The sequence below is a fragment of the Paenibacillus sp. FSL R5-0345 genome (genome assembly GCF_000758585.1).
Lineage (GTDB): Bacteria > Bacillota > Bacilli > Paenibacillales > Paenibacillaceae > Paenibacillus_AQ.
Map to the genome: position 1 here is coordinate 16,864 of NZ_CP009281.1, position 19,957 is coordinate 36,820.

The following is a 19,957-nucleotide window of genomic DNA, read 5'->3' on the forward strand; positions in this document are numbered from 1 at the left end:
AACGCAAATTCAATTCGGATTCAGTTTTCAGGCATCAAGCCTGTAACACGCTTAGAAATTTATTCTCACTTCTGGTGATGAACTAAATTTCACGCGGCAGCGTCTGTTTCACAGACGCATGTTTGGTGGCGATAGCGGAGGGGTTCCACGCGTACCCATCCCGAACACGACCGTTAAGCCCTCCAGCGCCGATGGTACTTGGACCGAAGGGTCCTGGGAGAGTAGGACGTTGCCAAGCACGCAAGACCACTGTTGAGTCATCGACAGTGGTCTTTTTGTTGTATCTATTTGCTTAAAGGGTTGGTACGATTTAAATTTTGTTTGACAGACTACAGTGTTTAACCCATAATACAATTCATACTAAACATATAAGAATTGTAGGGGGAGCGGATTATGTCATATTTTAATTTATCTTTTAAGAAGCCGATTCTGTTTGGGGCAATATCTATTTTGCTATTGATGGTAATTGCAGGTTGCTCTGGATCTAATAATAAGGCTGCTTCAAATAAAGATGTGCAGGAAAGTGCGAGTCCAGCAACAGCAACTCAGAGTCCTCAAACAGCAGAGCCGGCAGTAGGAGGAACCTTCGTCTATGGACGCCCTGCTTCTGTAACCTCGCTGGATTTGCATAATCAGATTACATCCAACAATGCTTTTGCTATCGATAAAGTATTTGAATCATTAGTTGCTTTTGACAGCAAGGGCGAAATTGTAGATTGGCTTGCGAAGTCACATAGTATCAGTGAGGATGGATTGACGTATACTTTTGAACTTCGTGAGGGTCTGAAGTTTTCAAACGGTACGGATGTGACTGCGGAAGATGCCGTATTCTCCCTTGAGCGGCACTTGAAGGTTGGCGGCCCGCTGGCAATATCCGCTAAGGTTGATTCAATCAAAGCACAAGATAACAAAACGCTTGTTATTACGCTTAAAGAACCTTATACACCATTTATCTCAGAGCTGTCCAATTTCTCCAATGGCATCGTTCCTAATAATTTTGGTGGAGTTTCCGAAGAAGAATTCTTCAAGAAACCAATCGGAACGGGACCTTTTGTCGTTGAAACATGGGACACTGCGGGTGATTTGACTTTCACTAAGAACAAATTCTACTGGCAAGAAGGTAAACCATATATTGATAAGCTTGTTTATAAGTTGATTGAGGACGATAGCCAAGCGATCAACCAGCTGAAGGCTGGGGAAGTTAATGCTATTGAATCTTTGGCCTTGCAAAATGCTAATGAGATCAAAGATGGAGCCGACACTAAAGTAATTACTAACGGTAGTTGGGTGACAGAGCAATTATTCTTTAATACGCTGGATGAGCATTTTTCGGATGTACATGTCCGCCGTGCACTGGCTCTGGCGCTTGACCGTGAAGGCTTGACCAAAGCGTTAACCTTTGGATATGCACAAACAGCAAACTCATTACTGCCAACAACGATTCCTTATAACGCCAATGATACAATCAAGGCTCTGAACTTCAATGTCGAGGCAGCCAAGGAAGAGCTTGCTAAATCGGCTTTCCCTAATGGTTTTACTACCAAGTTACTTGTAGCCTCCGGTAATAGTACAAGAGCGCAAGAGGCACAAATTATTCAGGCAGCCGGTCAAACCATCGGGATTAAAATTGAGATTGAATCGATTGAGCTTGCCACTTTCCGTGAACGATTCTTTGCTTATGATTTCGCCGCAATGTTGAATAGCGGTCAAGCTGATTCCCCGGAAGCGAATTCGATTATTGCCTTCCAAACCGATCCGGAAGGCTTCAGCAAATCGTATTGGACCCATTATACGAATGATGAAGTAACGAAGCTTCTATATGAGGGCCAAAAAACAGCAGATGGCGATGCTCGTGCGCAAATCTATACCAAGCTGCTGCAGACACTTGCTGATGAAGTACCTTATATTCCGCTTTATTATCCAGATGTTTTGAAAGGTATTCGTTCTTCAGTGGATGGTCTAGTTGTGCTACCTAATGGTAGCGCCCGTTTCGAAGATGTCCGCATCAGCCAATGATGAATCTTAAGCAGGTGTTAAATCAACCTAGAGGAAGTAAGGACTCTTACAACTGGCTTGTAATATCGCTTATAAAAGCATTGGCAGTGATCTGCTGCGTAATGATAGCCGTCTTTTTCATCATCCGAATTGTGCCCGGAGATCCAGCGAAAATGATCTTGGGAGAATACAGTACCCCTGAGGCGCTCAAGAGTATGCATCATACTCTTGGGCTCGACCTCCCTTTATGGGAGCAGTTCATGCGATTTGTGAAGACGCTGTTTACGCAAGGAGATACTGGAAACTCCATTATTATGGGGACATCAACAAGAGAATTGATTACACAGCGGGCTCCTATCACTTTGTTGCTCATAGTGATGGCCTGTGTGTTGGCAATTATCGTATCGCTTCTGCTTGCTACGGTAGCTGCTACGCATAAGGATAAACTGCTGGACCATTTAATACGTATATTTCCTACAATAACTTTGGGTATGCCAATCTTCTGGGTTGGCTTACTTTTAATTTTGCTCTTTAGTGTCCGGCTTGGCTGGTTTCCTGTCGGGGGAGTTAGAGAAGGGTGGGTTGGAACCTTGCACAGTCTTGCACTTCCGGCAATCACCGTTGCTTTTTCACAGATTCCTACCCTGGTCCGTTCCTTAAGAGCGCAGATGCTTGAAGTGTTAGAATCGGATTTTGTAGTCACCCTTAAAGCCGCGGGAATACCAAACAGGGTTATTCTATTAAAACATGTGTTGCGCAATTCTGCTCTTCCTACACTGATGCTGATGGGTGTGAATATTTCTTATCTAATCGGCGGCACATTGGTCGTTGAACAGGTATTTGGAATTAAGGGAATTGGCAGTTTGCTGTTTACTTCAATTTCGAAACGGGACTTTCCAGTTATTCAAGGAATAGCACTTTATTGTGCGCTATCTGTTGTGATCATCAGTCTCTTGATTGAAATCATTTCTTGGTGGCTTGATCCCAGAACGAAGGGAAAACAATGAAAACGATAAGACTAGAGCCACAATTGTATGAAGGCAACAAGATGACAAGCGGCTTAAAGCGCATATGGAATACCCCTTCTTTGTTAGTAGGAATGATTATGTTTGCAGCCCTTATTCTCTTAACTGTGTTTATACCGTATATAAGTTCCTATGATCCATCCGAGCAAAATTTGAGTGCCTTTCTGCAGCCTCCGTCGGCTGAACATTGGCTAGGAACCGATCAACTTGGGCGTGATCTGTTTACTAGACTGATCTATGCAGCGAGGACTGATCTGAAAATCATGGTCTTGGCAGAAATCATTCCCTTTTGCACAGGTGTATTCCTAGGAATGCTAGCAGGGTATTACGGAAAATGGGTTGATGCAGTTATTTCGCTGTTGTCAGATACATTTATCGCTTTTCCTTTTTATCTGATCGTTATTATCGTTGCTTTTGCCAGTGGAGCAGGAGAACGAGGTATTTATATTACGTTTATCCTTGTAGGTTGGATTGTCTTTGCCCGTGTCGTCAGAGGTCTCAGCGCATCTTTCCGCAATCAGGAATGGGTGGCGTCTGCTCAAACATTAGGGCTACCCGGAGTAAGAATTATTTTGCGTCATCTGCTTCCCAATGTACTTCCTCAAGCCGTAGTCGTTCTTATGACAGATATGATTGGATTGCTTGTCGCCATTGTGACGCTCGGGTATCTTGGGATCGGCATTACACCGCCAACTCCAGACTGGGGGACAATGATCTCGGATGGACAGCCCTTCATCACTACAGCTTGGTGGCTATCGGCTGTTCCAGGATTAGCAGTGGTGTATACAGGAATAGCTTTGTCGCTCCTAGGTGATGGTCTGGCAGACTTATGGAGGAAAAAATGATGTCTACACAACCCATTTTAGAAATAGAGCAACTAACACTGGCAGCGAAGACAAATGAGAGATTAGTCAACAATGTTAGCTTTTCGCTGGGCAAAGGAGAGAGTCTAGGATTAGTAGGTGAGTCGGGCTCGGGAAAATCGCTTACGCTGCGTGCAATTCTGGGACTACTTCCAAACGGTGTTGAGCAGATAGGCGGCACCATTAAGAGTGATGTAAGCAGTGCGATGGTTTTTCAAGATCCAAGAGGTGCGCTTGATCCGCTCTGTATGGTTGTTAATCAGCTGGCTGAAGTCGTGTATTACAGACAGAGAGTAAGCCGAAAGGCTTCCCGAATGATTGCGCTGGAACTGCTCGAAAGGCTTGGTCTCCCCGAATCTTTAAAGAAAAAGGACCGGTATCCGAGCCAGCTGTCAGGCGGTCAATGTCAACGGGTAGTCATCGCTTTGGCACTGGCATGTAAGCCAGGTATTCTTCTCTGTGATGAGCCGACGACGGCGCTGGATGTCACGGTTCAACGACAAATTATTGAAACGATCACCAACCTCCAGCAGGAGCTGGGATTTGCCATGGTTTTTGTTACGCATAATCTCGCGATTGCAGCCAACTTGTGCTCACGCCTATGTGTAATGAAACAAGGGCAGATTGTTGAGCATGGCGCTACCCTTGATATTTTGCAAAATCCATCCGACCCTTACACACAGATGCTGATTAATTCGGTGCTTCCTTTGCCAGAGCTTGAAGGGAGTAGAGACTCATGGAACTAGCCTTGCAAATCAAAGATTTAACTGTTCATTATGGCGGCTTTACTGCGCTGGATTGTATTAATCTGAATCTTGAGCAGCATACCACTCTTGGGCTTGTTGGAGAATCTGGATCAGGAAAATCTACGCTGGCACGAGTAATTGCTGGACTGATTGCCCCGCATGAGGGAAAGATCCTGTTAGGTACCCAAGAGTTAAAAAAGAAAAGAAGCCGTGAGCAGCGAAAAATAATCCAAATGATCTTTCAAAATCCGGATGCGTCGCTGAATCCCAAACATTCGATTAGAGAGATTCTTTCTGAGCCCTTATTGTTTCATAAAATTGTGGGACGTACGGGTGTCGAGCAGAGATGTAAAGAGTTACTGAACCAAGTTCATTTGGAGCAAAAGGCATTAGACAAATTCCCACACGAATTTTCTGGGGGGCAGCGTCAACGGATAGCGATCGCCCGCGCATTAAGCGTTGAGCCCAACATCCTGATCGCAGATGAACCTACAAGCGCGTTGGATGTATCTGTGCAGCTAAGTATGCTCGAACTGTTCAATGCACTAAAAGCTGAACTTGATCTCACCATGCTTTTTATTTCTCATGACTTAGGAGTAATCAATGCAATTAGTGATACAGTTGCAGTCATGCGGCATGGGAAGCTTGTGGAGCAGAGTCCGAAAGATCAATTCTTCATCCGACCTAAACATGAATACAGTTACGAGCTGTTGTCGGCGGTTCCCAAAATGCCAAAATCAAGTACATCAGGAGGTTTCTTATGAGCCCAGAACAAGAACATAAAGGATATGTGCCACTTTCAATGGCTGAGTACAATAAGCTTACACATTTGATTTCCGACATCTTGTTTACTGATCATCCACCGGTTATTATCCCAGCTGAGGCAATTTTGGGGATCGAGGCCGTGGCTGCCGGAATAGCCGCACCTGGTCGAACCATTGTAAATATAGTAACAGGTCCCTATGGAAGTTTATTTGGAAAATGGCTTGAACGGGGAGGAGCATCGGTTGTTGAAGTAAAGGTTCCTTTTGATGAAGTGGTCACTGGCAACCAGGTTGCTTCCGCAATTAAAGAGTTTAGCCCTTGTGCCCTTTCCTTTGTTCAGGCTGAAGTGGTTACAGGTGGATCTAATCCGGCTAAAGAAATAGTTAAGATTGCAAAGGAGTTCAATCTCATTACTGTAACGGACTCGGTTTCTGCGGTTGGGGGAGAGGCGTTACTGGTCGATGAATGGGGAATTGATTTTGCTGTGATAGGCGCGCAAAAAGCTTTGGCTGGACCTAACGGTGTTAGCGCCGTCAGTATTTCACCACGTGGCTGGGAATTTCTTGAGTCTAATAAAAATGCACCGCGTAACTCCTTTCTGTCCTTGCTGGATCTCAAACCTTCGTTGGATGGGGCCGCGCCAATACGAGTTGCTCCAAATATTCCTACACTGGAGGCTAGAGCCTTGATTCAAGCTTTGATGCGAATTGAAGAAGAAGGATTGGATCAAGTAATCAAACGCCATGAGAGAGCTGCTGCAGCTGCTGTAGCTGGTATCCAATCCTTGGGGCTTGAACCTTGGCAGAAGGATAGCAGACATTATTCTACACTGACTACAACGGTACGGATTTCTGGAAAGCAAGATTTGCAGATCGAACAGCCCATAGGAATTGTAGCTCCCGGAGACGGAGAATTATTTGGGCTTCTTCTACGAATTAATCATTTTGGAACAAATGCTGCTCGGCAAAGTGTGGAGGAAGCTATATTAACGCTTGCTGAGTTGTTGAAAGAAGACCCTGATCAGGCATTACAGGCTGTTAGGCAGGCTTGGGGGGAATGAAGATGATTCATAAGCATCCAGAGTTACAGACATTTAAGGATATTTATATAGCAGGTATCGAAGGCAGACGTTTTGATGTTGTAATCAAAGATGGGCGTTTTTCATCTATAACTGAAGCGGAGCCACATAAAGGTAACTCAACGCTTAAAGATACAGATCTATGGATAAGTCCAGGTATTATTGATCTTCATACGCATCTTGCTTGGACAGACTTTGATCATGCGGACCAATTGAAGCGCGATACCCGCGAGATTGAAACCATGCAGGCGCAGGCTTTTGAAGCTACTCTTAGGACGGGTGTAACGACTGTACGGGATGCAGGTGGAATTCTGCCAAGCACAGTGCAGCATCTTGTTCATCAGTATCAACAGCCTTTAAGAGTGGAGACCAGTAGCGACATGCTTGGAGCAGCAGATGCTCGTGGTCTTAAGCATTTGGAACAACGGATGGCGGAAATCTTTGCAACAGGAGCGGGCTGGATAAAAATCATGGCCACAGGCGGTCTTGGAGCACCTACTGAGAAGGTCGTTGATCCGATCTTTTCCGAAGAAGAGTTCTCATTTATTGTTCGTAATGCACATGCCCATGATAAAAAGGTGTTGGTCCATACCTGGGGAGGAGTGACGATAGACTGGTCCATCCAGTCTGGCGTGGAATCTATAGAGCACGGGATGTTTCTAACAGAGGATCAGGCGGGAAGACTTGCTAACTCGGGGGTAGCTTTTGTACCTACTACATCCATCTATCGTATTGCTGCAGATCCGAACGGTGTTCTAGCATTGAACCCTATCATTTGCGAACGAGCTGCCCGTGCTGCCGAATCACATTCCAAAGCTATTAATTATGCCAAAAGAGAAGGTGTAAGCATTGGATTCGGCACAGATTATGCCACACCTGCACTACATGGTTATAATCTTCAAGAACTGGATACGTTGATTGATTATGGTTTATCTCGAAGAGAAGCGTGGCAGTCTGCAACAAAAACCGCTGCTGACATTCTAGGTAGTGGCAACGAGCTGGGGCAAATTGCAGAGGGGTTTATTGCAGATGCTGTTGTTTTCAAAGTGAATCCGTACGAGGCCCACAATGCAGAGGTACTTCGAAAGAGTATCGTTTCCGTGGTTACTGGAGCGAAGGAAGCAGATTTAATCTAGATTCGTCTAAGCTATTTTCTAAAACAACTGATAACCTTGCAGTTGTTTTTCTTTGTAGTTTATAGAAAAATATAATTCCCTTTTCATATTTCATATATAGGGTATACACTCCTTCTTATGCCGCTAAGTAACGAATGTATGTAAGGCGGCAGAATAGAAGGGTGAGTGGATGCTTTAATACATGATGTACTTTTAAAACTTTTATAAAAAAAGTGTTGCAATCAATCTCTATACATGATATATTCTAAGTCCGGCCAAGAAATACACATGCCGAGCTCGAAAAAGAAGTTAAAAAAAGAGCTTGACATTAAATAGCCGGACATGATATAGTATAAGAGTTGCTGCTGAGACATTAAACGGCGCCAACGAGAACTTGATCTTTGAAAACTGAACAACGAGTGAGTAGGAAATCACGAAAGTGAAATCCAAAATTAGAGAATTAATTTTCTCGTCAGATGTTTCAAAATGAGCATATCGCTCTTTTCAATACTAATTGGAGAGTTTGATCCTGGCTCAGGACGAACGCTGGCGGCGTGCCTAATACATGCAAGTCGAGCGGAGTTATTTTGAAAGCTTGCTTTCAAAATAACTTAGCGGCGGACGGGTGAGTAACACGTAGGCAACCTGCCCCTTAGACTGGGATAACTACCGGAAACGGTAGCTAATACCGGATAATTTCTTTTTTCTCCTGAAGGAAGAATGAAAGACGGAGCAATCTGTCACTGAGGGATGGGCCTGCGGCGCATTAGCTAGTTGGTGGGGTAACGGCCCACCAAGGCGACGATGCGTAGCCGACCTGAGAGGGTGAACGGCCACACTGGGACTGAGACACGGCCCAGACTCCTACGGGAGGCAGCAGTAGGGAATCTTCCGCAATGGACGAAAGTCTGACGGAGCAACGCCGCGTGAGTGATGAAGGTTTTCGGATCGTAAAGCTCTGTTGCCAGGGAAGAACGTCCGGTAGAGTAACTGCTATCGGAGTGACGGTACCTGAGAAGAAAGCCCCGGCTAACTACGTGCCAGCAGCCGCGGTAATACGTAGGGGGCAAGCGTTGTCCGGAATTATTGGGCGTAAAGCGCGCGCAGGCGGTCATTTAAGTCTGGTGTTTAAACCTTGGGCTCAACCTGAGGTCGCACTGGAAACTGGGTGACTTGAGTACAGAAGAGGAAAGTGGAATTCCACGTGTAGCGGTGAAATGCGTAGATATGTGGAGGAACACCAGTGGCGAAGGCGACTTTCTGGGCTGTAACTGACGCTGAGGCGCGAAAGCGTGGGGAGCAAACAGGATTAGATACCCTGGTAGTCCACGCCGTAAACGATGAGTGCTAGGTGTTAGGGGTTTCGATACCCTTGGTGCCGAAGTTAACACAGTAAGCACTCCGCCTGGGGAGTACGGTCGCAAGACTGAAACTCAAAGGAATTGACGGGGACCCGCACAAGCAGTGGAGTATGTGGTTTAATTCGAAGCAACGCGAAGAACCTTACCAGGTCTTGACATCCCTCTGAATCTGTTAGAGATAGCAGCGGCCTTCGGGACAGAGGAGACAGGTGGTGCATGGTTGTCGTCAGCTCGTGTCGTGAGATGTTGGGTTAAGTCCCGCAACGAGCGCAACCCTTAACTTTAGTTGCCAGCAAGTAATGTTGGGCACTCTAGAGTGACTGCCGGTGACAAACCGGAGGAAGGTGGGGATGACGTCAAATCATCATGCCCCTTATGACCTGGGCTACACACGTACTACAATGGCCGGTACAACGGGAAGCGAAGCCGCGAGGTGGAGCCAATCCCATCAAAGCCGGTCTCAGTTCGGATTGCAGGCTGCAACTCGCCTGCATGAAGTCGGAATTGCTAGTAATCGCGGATCAGCATGCCGCGGTGAATACGTTCCCGGGTCTTGTACACACCGCCCGTCACACCACGAGAGTTTACAACACCCGAAGTCGGTGGGGTAACCCGCAAGGGAGCCAGCCGCCGAAGGTGGGGTAGATGATTGGGGTGAAGTCGTAACAAGGTAGCCGTATCGGAAGGTGCGGCTGGATCACCTCCTTTCTATGGAGAATCGTCTTCTGCAATGAAGACATTCAAATCGGAAGTTAAACTTCCAAATCTCAGGTTTAGGCCTGTTACTCACTCGTTGCTCAGTTTTGAGAGTTTAAGCTCTCAAGTAAGACTTGATCCTTGAAAACTGGATACCGAAACGAATTTGCGTTTTAGAACATCTTTTAGCAACTTGTGCAAACAAGTAAATGTTATTAGTGAGATTTTTCGAAAGAAAAATCAAGGTTAAGCTAATAAGAGCACACGGAGGATGCCTAGGCGCCAGGAGCCGACGAAGGACGTGGCGAACAACGAAACTGCCTCGGGGAGCTGTAAGCAAGCTTTGATCCGGGGGTGTCCGAATGGGGAAACCCAGCTGTGGTAATTCGCAGTTACTCACATCTGAATACATAGGGTGTGTAGAGGCAGACCAGGGGAACTGAAACATCTAAGTACCCTGAGGAAGAGAAAACAATAGTGATTCCGTCAGTAGCGGCGAGCGAACGCGGAACAGCCTAAACCTAAGAGCTTGCTCTTAGGGGTTGTGGGACGTCTCACATGGAGTTACAAAGGAATATGGTAGGTGAAGAGGTCTGGAAAGGCCCGCGATAGAGGTAAAAGCCCTGTAACCTAAACTGTGTTCTCTCCGAGACGGATCCCGAGTAGTGCGGGGCACGTGAAACCCCGTATGAATCCAGCAGGACCATCTGCTAAGGCTAAATACTACCTGGCGACCGATAGTGAAACAGTACCGTGAGGGAAAGGTGAAAAGCACCCCGGAAGGGGAGTGAAATAGAACCTGAAACCGTGTGCTTACAAAAAGTCAGAGCCCTATCTATGGGTGATGGCGTGCCTTTTGTAGAATGAACCGGCGAGTTACGTTTAACATGCAAGGTTAAGTCGAGAAGACGGAGCCGCAGCGAAAGCGAGTCTGAATAGGGCGAATCAGTATGTGGACGTAGACCCGAAACCGTGTGATCTACCCCTGTCCAGGGTGAAGGTGCGGTAACACGCACTGGAGGCCCGAACCCACGCACGTTGAAAAGTGCGGGGATGAGGTGGGGGTAGCGGAGAAATTCCAATCGAACTCGGAGATAGCTGGTTCTCCCCGAAATAGCTTTAGGGCTAGCCTCGGTATAAGAGTAGTGGAGGTAGAGCACTGATTGGGTGCGGGGTCCGCAAGGATTACCAAGCTCAGTCAAACTCCGAATGCCATATACTTATTGCCGGGAGTCAGACAGTGAGTGCTAAGATCCATTGTCAAAAGGGAAACAGCCCAGACCATCAGCTAAGGTCCCCAAGTGTGTGTTAAGTGGGAAAGGATGTGGAGTTGCACAGACAACCAGGATGTTGGCTTAGAAGCAGCCACCATTGAAAGAGTGCGTAATAGCTCACTGGTCGAGTGACTCTGCGCCGAAAATGTAACGGGGCTAAACACACCACCGAAGCTATGGCTAGATACGTATGTATCTGGGGTAGGGGAGCGTTGTATGTGGGTTGAAGGTGTACCGTAAGGAGCGCTGGACAGCATACAAGTGAGAATGCCGGTATGAGTAACGAAAAGATCAGTGAGAATCTGATCCGCCGAAAGCCCAAGGTTTCCTGAGGAAGGCTCGTCCGCTCAGGGTAAGTCGGGACCTAAGGCGAGGCCGAAAGGCGTAGTCGAAGGACAACAGTTTGAAATTACTGTACCACCGTAATCCGCTATGAGCGATGGGGTGACGCAGGAGGGTAGTGACGCGGACTGATGGATATGTCCGTCTAAGCAGTGAGGCTGATGTGTAGGCAAATCCGCACATCGTTAAGGCTGGGCTGTGATGGGGAGCGAAAATTGTAGTAGCGAAGGTCATGATCTCACACTGCCAAGAAAAGCCTCTAGCCAGGAGAAGGTGCCCGTACCGCAAACCGACACAGGTAGGCGAGAAGAGAATTCTAAGGCGCGCGGAAGAACTCTCGTTAAGGAACTCGGCAAAATGACCCCGTAACTTCGGGAGAAGGGGTGCCCCGGTAGTGTGAATAGCACGAGGGGGCCGCAGTGAAAAGGCCCAAGCGACTGTTTAGCAAAAACACAGGTCTGTGCGAAGCCGCAAGGCGAAGTATACGGGCTGACGCCTGCCCGGTGCTGGAAGGTTAAGGGGAGTGGTTAGGGGTAACCCGAAGCTATGAACCGAAGCCCCAGTAAACGGCGGCCGTAACTATAACGGTCCTAAGGTAGCGAAATTCCTTGTCAGGTAAATTCTGACCCGCACGAATGGCGTAACGACTTGGGCGCTGTCTCAACGAGAGATCCGGTGAAATTTTAATACCTGTGAAGATGCAGGTTACCCGCGACAAGACGGAAAGACCCCATGGAGCTTTACTGCAGCTTGATATTGAATTTGGGTACGATCTGTACAGGATAGGTGGGAGCCGTAGAAATCGGAGCGCAAGCTTCGGTGGAGGCGCCGTTGGGATACCACCCTGATCGTATCTAGGTTCTAACCTAGTGCCCTAATCGGGTACGGGGACCGTGTCAGGCGGGCAGTTTGACTGGGGCGGTCGCCTCCTAAAGAGTAACGGAGGCGTTCCAAGGTTCCCTCAGAATGGTTGGAAATCATTCGAAGAGTGCAAAGGCATAAGGGAGCTTGACTGCGAGACCTACAAGTCGAGCAGGGACGAAAGTCGGACTTAGTGATCCGGTGGTACCGCATGGAAGGGCCATCGCTCAACGGATAAAAGCTACCCTGGGGATAACAGGCTTATCTCCCCCAAGAGTCCACATCGACGGGGAGGTTTGGCACCTCGATGTCGGCTCATCGCATCCTGGGGCTGAAGTAGGTCCCAAGGGTTGGGCTGTTCGCCCATTAAAGCGGTACGCGAGCTGGGTTCAGAACGTCGTGAGACAGTTCGGTCCCTATCTGTCGTGGGCGCAGGAAATTTGAGAGGAGCTGTCCTTAGTACGAGAGGACCGGGATGGACGTACCGCTGGTGCACCAGTTGTTTCGCCAGAAGCATGGCTGGGTAGCTACGTACGGACGGGATAAGCGCTGAAAGCATCTAAGCGTGAAGCCCCCCTCAAGATGAGATTTCCCAATTAGTAAGACCCCTTGAAGACGACGAGGTAGATAGGTTGGAGGTGGAAGTGCAGTAATGCATGGAGCTGACCAATACTAATCGGTCGAGGGCTTATCCTATACTTAAGACGCAAATTCAATTCGGATTCAGTTTTCAGGCGATGAAGTCTGAGCATTACGCTGTAATGCCCGTTTGGTGGCGATAGCGGAGGGGTTCCACGCGTACCCATCCCGAACACGACCGTTAAGCCCTCCAGCGCCGATGGTACTTGGACCGAAGGGTCCTGGGAGAGTAGGACGTTGCCAAGCAGATTAAGCCATTGTTGATAATATCAGCAGTGGCTTTTTTATTTTTTTATTATGCGACTGTTTAAGGCTAGTAATAGTATTAGAATAGGTTACTGTGGAATGACATTTTTGTTACCGACGCCGCGTTGGATACAAGTATAATAGAAAAGTGCTAATAGTTAGCAAATCTTTAATACGAAGGAACTACTCATAAATTCTAACTTTGAATTTTCTTGTGTCTTTAGATGCATTGTAGAGGTAAGGAGGATTTAAGGCATGAAACAATTTAAAATATTTAGTTTAATAATGATTTCTTGTATTTTAACTTTAATACTAGCAAGTTGCGGGACCAAAGAACCTACGTGGGATACTTTTGAGGGTGCACTGAATGAGAAAAGCTTCCCTGTGCCCCATGAGGCCAACTCGCCCGACCAGACTACTACTAATGTTGCTATGGATTATGTACGTTATTCTTTACCTGGCCTAAAGGAGAAGAATGGTATTCCGGATCCTTATATGGAGGCTATTAAAGCTTGGGGCTGGACCGAAGAGGAAGATGATGATAGTGATTCCTCAGGTGTTTTTTTAAAGGATGGGTTAACGGTTCATTTAACAGTGCATGATGATTATTTTGTAGTGATGATTCCTAAAGAAAAGAAGACCTCTATTAAAGGCCTTAAGACCAAATAAACAATCGCCATCCTTAAAGGATGGCGATTTATTTTTTTAATGTGAAAATGTATGAGCTATATTAGGGACTGCCCTTTACTGAGAGTAATAGGATACATCGGTTGGATTGAATTTCAGCATGCCTCCCTGACCCTGTTTATTCAATCTCAGCAGTGTATAAAGACGGGGCAGTAAGAGCCATAAGTGGCAAGTGATCAGAGATACTGTAAATGCTGGTGGTGACCAAAAAATAAAGAGTGCTGCAATACAAAGGCCGATATAGAAGTTATGTAATTGTACTTTTCGGAATATACGGTAACTAATGTGTTGATCAGGCATAAACCCCAGCCAAGGCAGTTTAAATGAGACAGACCACCTTTTTGAAATGGGATGCCCTGAGATTAAAAGAACCGAGCGTGAAATGACATATTGGACCCAAAAGGCTACAGGCGCTGCTATGACGATGTAGAGAATGCTCCACCAGGAAAGAAAAACGGTTTCAAGCACAAGGACTAATAGGGGAAGCATAATATAAATAGGCAGCAGGCGTGCCGTTAGATTGATTTTTTTAATTAGTTTATATTGATAGAATGTAGCTGCACCTTTGGTAGTGGGTTCCATAGATAATAGTCTAACCTCCTCGTGAATTCGTATGTTCTTAATATCGGCGATTAGCTGTATTTTATTAAACTGGTGCGGAAATTCACCGATATAACGGCAACGGAATATATATAAAGCACGATACAAAGGATATGAAAAAACTATGAAAAGGTTTAAAATGATAGAAGGTGTATCATACTGTTCTTAAAAGAGTCAAGGTGGGATGGTTATGGAACAGCAAACCGGGCAAGCTTGTATCATTTGTGGACAGGTAAAAGAGGAAGGTATTGTGATTGTCTCGCATTTTATTTGTGAGGAATGTGAGGCTGAGATGATACGTACCGAGGCTGAGGATGCCAAGTACCGTTTTTTTATCGGCCGGATGAAGAAGATCGGATTGCAAAAGAACGCTTAAGTAGAGTAACTCTGTTAAATGATGCGGTTAAGAGAGCAGTCTGGATGAAAGATACGATGGCTGCATTAGTGATATTTAGTATACGGCTTCCTCGTTCTTCAGGCGGGAGAAGCCGTTTTGTTGTCCGTGGGGTTGCTTTTGTACTGAAGCATAGGCGTTTATGAATATTTACGTTAAAATAGAAGGAACCCTATGGGAAGGAATTTAATATGAATAAATTACAACGTTGTAGGGCGCCTATATACGAAATGCTGGAACAATATAGAATTATGGGTAATAGATCATATCATGTGCCAGGTCATAAAAATGGAAAGGCATATGATGGCGTTGAAGGCGCTGGCTTTTTAGGTGAGGTAATGAAGTATGATGTTACGGAAATTTCCGGAACGGATGATCTTCATCATCCTGAGGGAGTTATCAAGGAAGCGCAAGAGCTGGCAGCAGATTGCTTTGGAGCAGAGGAAAGTTTTTTTCTAGTGGGTGGGAGTACAGCCGGCAATCTGGCTCTTATTCTAACCGCTTGTCCCGAGCCTGGAATGCTTATGATCCTTCAACGCAATGTGCATAAGTCAGTCATTCATGGGCTGATGTTGGCTGGAGTGCGTGCTGTTTTTCTGGAGCCGCTGATTGACCCTCTTAGCGGCTTAGCAGTGGCGCCGGCGGCAGAAGCTGTTAAGGCTGCACTTGCAGCATACCCTGAAGCCGCAGCCGTACTTGTAACCATGCCGAATTATTACGGCATGGGGAGTGACCTTGCGCCCCTCGCGCGTATCTGTCACGACAGCAGTGTACCGCTGCTTGTGGATGAGGCGCATGGGGCGCATTACGGGCAGCACCCGGCGCTGCCTGCCGGGGCACTAGCTTGTGGCGCGGACGGTGTCGTGCAGTCCACGCACAAGATGCTCACAGCGATGACCATGGGCGCTATGCTGCATGTTCAAGGGCCGCGGCTCGACCGCGCCCTGCTCCGGCAGCGGCTCGCCATGGTGCAGAGCTCCAGCCCATCATATCCTATGATGGCGTCGCTGGATCTTGCCCGGCGGCTGCTACACAGCCGGGGCAAGGGTGCCTTCACGGCGGGGCTGGCCGCCGTGGACATCCTGCGGCGCGGGCTCGCGGAGCTGCCGCGCTATGGGCAGGTGCAGCCGGCAGAGCTGCTGCACCCAAATACGCCGCCTGATTCTATGGCGGCGTACGTGACACAGGACCCCTTCAAAGTCGTCATTTATGACGCCACCGGGGTCCTGAGCGGCTTCGAGCTGCAGCGCAAGCTCGAGGCTAAGGGCTGTGTGCCGGAGATGAGTAATGACCGGCACGTAGTGCTGTTGTTCAGCCTTGGATCAAGGGCTGAAGATGCAGAGCAATTGCTGCTGGCGCTGCGGGAAATAGATTCGGAGCAACCTTCCGAATCACCGCATACGCTTAGCAAACCAGACGCTCGTAATATTTCCACGTGGAACAATTTCGATTCTTTACAAATCTCAGAGCCTGTCTCCTTTTCATTGAAGCCAGTGTTAGCTAGTGAGATTGAAAGCATTGATCTTGAATGTAGCGTGGGGAGAGTGGCGGCGGAGATGGTTATTCCATATCCACCGGGGATCCCGATATTATATCCGGGTGAAGTGATCACAAATCAGATACAAAGAAGGCTGGCTGGTTTAGCCAAAGGAGGCGCCAAATTTCAGGCTTGTGCTGATCCGGTCTTACAGCGTATTGAGGTATACAACATTCAGAAGGGCGGAGAAGCATAAGTGGGAAAAGAAGGTTTCTTCATTACATTAGAAGGGGGCGATGGCTCCGGCAAAACAACGGTATTAGGTAGAGTAGCAGCCTATTTACAGAATCGGTCCATGCCTTATCGAATAACACGTGAACCCGGTGGCGTTGAAATTGCCGAGAAGATTCGCTCTATTATTCTAGATCCTGCCCATACAGCAATGGATGCGCGCACAGAGGCATTACTATACGCTGCATCAAGAAGCCAACATCTCGCCGAAGTCGTTGAGCCGGCTCTTAGAGAAGGGCTAACAGTGCTCTGTGACCGCTTTGTGGACAGCAGCCTTGTTTATCAAGGACATGCGAGAGGGCTTGGAATTGAAGAAGTATGGAGTATTAATCGCTTTGCGATTGGAAACCGTATGCCGGATCTAACCTTTTATCTGGATGTAGATCCAGAGATAGGGCTGTCACGGATTGCAGCGAATCAAGAACGGGAAGTAAATCGTCTGGATCTGGAGAGTCTTTCCTTTCATCAGAAGGTTCGCGAAGGCTATCAATTATTAGTTGAAGCAAATCCGGACAGAATAGTAGTTCTAGATGCTAATCGCCCTATTCATATGGTAGAACAAGATATCGTGAGAACACTTGAAGAGAGAGTATTAAAGGGTTTTTAGGGTGTTTTGTCTAATATACTAAGAGAAGTGACATATAACTAGGCGTTTGTTTATCAAGCAAGGGTTACTACGAGAAACTCTATGTAGTAATACACCATAAAAGTATTGGGAGGGAATGCGAAGATGAAGTTGATCATTGCAATTATCCAGGATAAGGACAGTAACCGGTTGTCCAGCGAGCTAGTCAAAGCCAATTTCCGTGCTACTAAACTTGCAAGTACTGGTGGCTTTTTACGGGCGGGTAATACGACATTTATGATCGGGGTAGAAGACGGTCAGATTGAATCCGTATTGACCGTAATCCGTAACAGCTGTAAAGTGCGTGAGCAGTTGGTCACTCCGGTAACACCGATGAGTGGTACAACGGATTCGTATTTGCCGCTTCCTGTCGAGGTGCAAGTCGGTGGAGCTACTGTATTCGTACTTCCTGTAGATCGTTTTGAACATTATTAAGTATAATATAAATTAGCAAGTCATTTACAAAAAGGGCGGTAGATAACCTTTGAAGATCAATCCGGGGTATAGGCCCTTAAAGAGTGAGATGACAAATACAGAAGGGGCTAACAAACCCGTTCAGCAAAAAACGTTCTCTGACGTTTTTCAGCAGCAAAGTGAGCAGAAAACCAAAGATGAACTAAACCGCCAGATCAAAGAAATACAGTCTCAAGGGGATCGTTTATCTAAGTCTATGACGATTCGTGAACTTACCATTTACCGGATGATGATCAAAAGGTTTCTGGAAGAAACGGCTCGAAGAGGCGTTACTCTGAAAGAAACACGCGGTTGGGATCGACGTGGCCGTGGCAAGCGTTACAAGCTGCTTGAGGAAATTGATTCGGCTTTGCTATCTATGGCAGATGATTTGCTGAATAGTGAGCAAGGCCGGATAGATCTGTTGGGACGTGTTGGAGAAATTCGCGGGTTGTTAATCAACCTTTCTTTTTAAAGTTTTGGGAGGAAATTATGCCTTTTCATGATATAGTAGGCCAGGAGAACGCTAAGCGGCTTCTCCAAAATGCCTTGCGCAAAGAAGCTGTGAGTCATGCTTATTTATTTACAGGACCGGCAGGCAGTGGACAAATGAAAACGGCGCTGATGTTTGCCCAAGCAATATTTTGTACCCAGAGCAAGGACGATGCCTGTGGGGAATGCCTGGAGTGCCGGAAAGTAGAGCATGGAAACCACCCTGATTTGTCACTGCTGCAGCCAGATGGAGCAAGTATCAAAATAGATCAAATCCGTGAGCTGCAGCGCGTCTTTTCCTATCGTTCAGAGGGTGTGAATCCGAAAGTTTATATTATAGATGGAGCAGACAAAATGACAGTACAAGCTGCCAATAGTCTGCTGAAATTTCTGGAGGAGCCACCGGCTCCGGCTGTTGGAATCTTAATTTCTGATAATAGCCGTTCCTTATTGCCAACGATTCAGTCGCGGACTCAGCGGATTCCATTTAGTCCGTTAAATCCGGATATTATGCTGCAAGCTCTGGCAAGTGAGGGCGTTCCTATACCCTTAGCTCGATGTGCAGTATCACTTAGTTCAGGACTTGATGGTTGCAGGAAACTTTTGGAACAGAATTGGTTTGCAGAAATGAGAAATGTAATGTTACAATTAGCTAAGGAGTCCTTAGGCAAGGGCAGCTCCGCGGTAGCAACTGCTGGGCAGAAGCTGTTCAAGACCGGGCTCGCTGAACATTTGGATATCTTCTTCAGCATGTTCCATCTGTGGTTTAAAGATATGCTCTACTTCCTGTACCGTAAGCATGAGAGTATCGTTTTCATAGATCAGTTAGACTTTATTTCCAGGCATGCCCGTGAGCGGAGTGCGGAACAATGGGTGGCTTATATGGGATTTGCCGCAGAGAGTACTAAGAAGCTGCGATCCAATGCCAATGCCCAGTTGTGTCTGGAGCAGTTTTTAATCCGACTGGAAAGTTAAAGGATTAGTTATGATATATCCTCCGGATGTCGCTTTACCTGGAAGTATCGTTTTAACCGACGAGGAAGGACAAGCATGAATCATCAGGGAGCGGACATGCCCATAGGTTCCTTTTACCGGCAAACAAGGGGGTTAATTTTTGTACAGCGTAGTAGGTGTCCGTTTTAAAAAAGCGGGTAAAATATATTATTTCGATCCACTTGATTTTCCGATTGAACGGGATCAATATGTTATTGTGGAGACAGCACGTGGGGTTGAATACGGTAAAGTTGTCGTAGGCAAAAAAGAGGTGGAAGAATCCGACGTAGTGTTGCCCCTCAAAAAAGTGATGCGTATTGCCGGAGAAACCGACGCACGCGTGGTTGAAGAGAACAAAGGGGCCGCTAAAGAGGCGTTTACCACCTGTTTAAATAAAATACGCGACCATGGTCTCAAAATGAAGCTCGTCGATGTAGAGTTTACTTTTGACCGTAATAAGATTATATTTTACTTTACGGCCGAAGGTCGGGTCGACTTTAGAGAATTGGTTAAAGATCTAGCAAGTATCTTCCGGACCCGCATTGAGCTACGGCAAATTGGGGTGCGTGATGAGGCCAAAATGCTTGGTGGACTTGGACCTTGTGGACGAGTGCTTTGTTGTTCATCTTGGTTAGGGGATTTTGAACCCGTATCCATAAAAATGGCCAAGGATCAGAACCTATCACTTAATCCGACGAAGATTTCAGGACTTTGTGGACGTCTGATGTGTTGTTTGAAGTTTGAGCATGACAATTATGAGAGTGTAAAGGAAGAAATGCCAGCGGTCGGCAAGATTGTCGTGACCTCATTGGGTGATGGCAAAGTAGTAGGACTTAATGCCGGAAGCCGTACGGTTCATGTACAGTTGTTTGAAGTGGGCAAAGTTAAGGAACTTCCAATGGATGATGTTGTCGTCAAGTAAACCATTATAAGGTTACT

16 protein-coding genes and 4 rRNA genes are annotated in these 19,957 nt (G+C 46.7%); 19 read left to right on the forward strand and 1 reads right to left on the reverse strand.

Going from position 1 to position 19,957, the window contains the following annotated elements; translation table 11 throughout:
* Positions 1-121 precede the first annotated feature (121 nt).
* From rrf (R50345_RS00060) to R50345_RS00115, 12 genes are all read left to right on the forward strand, one after another.
* Positions 122-238, forward strand: a 5S ribosomal RNA gene (rrf, locus tag R50345_RS00060).
* A 155-nt stretch (positions 239-393) separates the two neighbouring features.
* On the forward strand, positions 394-2,016 hold the full coding sequence (locus tag R50345_RS00065) for an ABC transporter substrate-binding protein (protein WP_042123059.1): 1,623 nt from the start codon (positions 394-396) through the stop codon (positions 2,014-2,016).
* The gene (locus R50345_RS00070; RefSeq protein WP_231573998.1) at positions 2,013-3,002 is read left to right on the forward strand and encodes an ABC transporter permease; all 990 of its coding nucleotides are present in this window, start codon (positions 2,013-2,015) and stop codon (positions 3,000-3,002) included. The genes R50345_RS00065 and R50345_RS00070 overlap by 4 nt, the downstream gene beginning before the upstream one ends.
* Positions 2,999-3,865, forward strand: a complete 867-nt coding sequence (locus tag R50345_RS00075) for an ABC transporter permease (RefSeq protein WP_139328659.1) — start codon at positions 2,999-3,001, stop codon at positions 3,863-3,865. Before R50345_RS00070 ends, R50345_RS00075 begins: the two co-directional genes overlap by 4 nt.
* On the forward strand, positions 3,865-4,629 hold the full coding sequence (locus R50345_RS00080) for an ABC transporter ATP-binding protein (protein WP_042123062.1): 765 nt from the start codon (positions 3,865-3,867) through the stop codon (positions 4,627-4,629). Before R50345_RS00075 ends, R50345_RS00080 begins: the two co-directional genes overlap by 1 nt.
* Entirely contained in the window at positions 4,620-5,393 is a 774-nt protein-coding gene (locus tag R50345_RS00085) for an ABC transporter ATP-binding protein (RefSeq protein ID WP_042123065.1), read from the forward strand. The genes R50345_RS00080 and R50345_RS00085 overlap by 10 nt, the downstream gene beginning before the upstream one ends.
* Positions 5,390-6,454, forward strand: a complete 1,065-nt coding sequence (locus R50345_RS00090; RefSeq protein WP_042123067.1) for a pyridoxal-phosphate-dependent aminotransferase family protein — start codon at positions 5,390-5,392, stop codon at positions 6,452-6,454. Before R50345_RS00085 ends, R50345_RS00090 begins: the two co-directional genes overlap by 4 nt.
* 2 nt (positions 6,455-6,456) lie before the next feature.
* Positions 6,457-7,608 (forward strand): amidohydrolase family protein, encoded by a 1,152-nt coding sequence (locus R50345_RS00095; protein WP_042123068.1) that lies wholly within the window; start codon positions 6,457-6,459, stop codon positions 7,606-7,608.
* Between the two features lie 490 nt (positions 7,609-8,098).
* Positions 8,099-9,656 (forward strand): 16S ribosomal RNA (locus R50345_RS00100).
* Between the two features lie 232 nt (positions 9,657-9,888).
* Positions 9,889-12,817, forward strand: a 23S ribosomal RNA gene (locus R50345_RS00105).
* 72 nt (positions 12,818-12,889) lie between these two features.
* Positions 12,890-13,006 (forward strand): 5S ribosomal RNA (rrf, locus tag R50345_RS00110).
* The 16S, 23S and 5S rRNA genes sit together here, the layout of an rRNA operon.
* A 255-nt stretch (positions 13,007-13,261) precedes the next feature.
* Positions 13,262-13,675: a hypothetical protein gene (locus R50345_RS00115; RefSeq protein ID WP_042123070.1), complete on the forward strand. Its 414-nt coding sequence runs from the start codon at positions 13,262-13,264 to the stop codon at positions 13,673-13,675.
* 75 nt (positions 13,676-13,750) lie between these two features.
* Here R50345_RS00115 and R50345_RS00120 read toward each other — a convergent pair whose 3' ends face one another.
* A complete protein-coding gene (locus R50345_RS00120) occupies positions 13,751-14,275 on the reverse strand; it encodes a hypothetical protein (RefSeq protein ID WP_042123072.1) in 525 nt (174 codons plus the stop codon).
* A 208-nt stretch (positions 14,276-14,483) separates the two neighbouring features.
* Here R50345_RS00120 and R50345_RS00125 point away from each other — a divergent pair, with 208 nt between their 5' ends.
* From R50345_RS00125 to R50345_RS00155, 7 genes are all read left to right on the forward strand, one after another.
* Entirely contained in the window at positions 14,484-14,669 is a 186-nt protein-coding gene (locus R50345_RS00125; RefSeq protein WP_042123074.1) for a sigma factor G inhibitor Gin, read from the forward strand.
* A 209-nt stretch (positions 14,670-14,878) separates the two neighbouring features.
* Positions 14,879-16,420 carry an aminotransferase class I/II-fold pyridoxal phosphate-dependent enzyme gene (locus R50345_RS00130; protein WP_042123076.1) on the forward strand — a complete coding sequence of 514 codons (1,542 nt, stop codon included), beginning with the start codon at positions 14,879-14,881 and terminating at the stop codon, positions 16,418-16,420.
* The gene (gene tmk / locus R50345_RS00135) at positions 16,421-17,062 is read left to right on the forward strand and encodes a dTMP kinase (protein WP_042123078.1); all 642 of its coding nucleotides are present in this window, start codon (positions 16,421-16,423) and stop codon (positions 17,060-17,062) included.
* Between the two features lie 123 nt (positions 17,063-17,185).
* Positions 17,186-17,515, forward strand: a complete 330-nt coding sequence (locus R50345_RS00140; RefSeq protein ID WP_042123080.1) for a cyclic di-AMP receptor DarA — start codon at positions 17,186-17,188, stop codon at positions 17,513-17,515.
* Positions 17,516-17,564: 49 nt separating this feature from the next.
* Positions 17,565-18,008: a YaaR family protein gene (locus R50345_RS00145; protein ID WP_042123083.1), complete on the forward strand. Its 444-nt coding sequence runs from the start codon at positions 17,565-17,567 to the stop codon at positions 18,006-18,008.
* A gap of 17 nt (positions 18,009-18,025) precedes the next feature.
* Positions 18,026-19,000 (forward strand): DNA polymerase III subunit delta', encoded by a 975-nt coding sequence (gene holB, locus R50345_RS00150; protein ID WP_042123085.1) that lies wholly within the window; start codon positions 18,026-18,028, stop codon positions 18,998-19,000.
* Positions 19,001-19,139: 139 nt separating this feature from the next.
* The gene (locus R50345_RS00155; protein ID WP_042123087.1) at positions 19,140-19,940 is read left to right on the forward strand and encodes a PSP1 domain-containing protein; all 801 of its coding nucleotides are present in this window, start codon (positions 19,140-19,142) and stop codon (positions 19,938-19,940) included.
* Positions 19,941-19,957 lie beyond the last annotated feature (17 nt).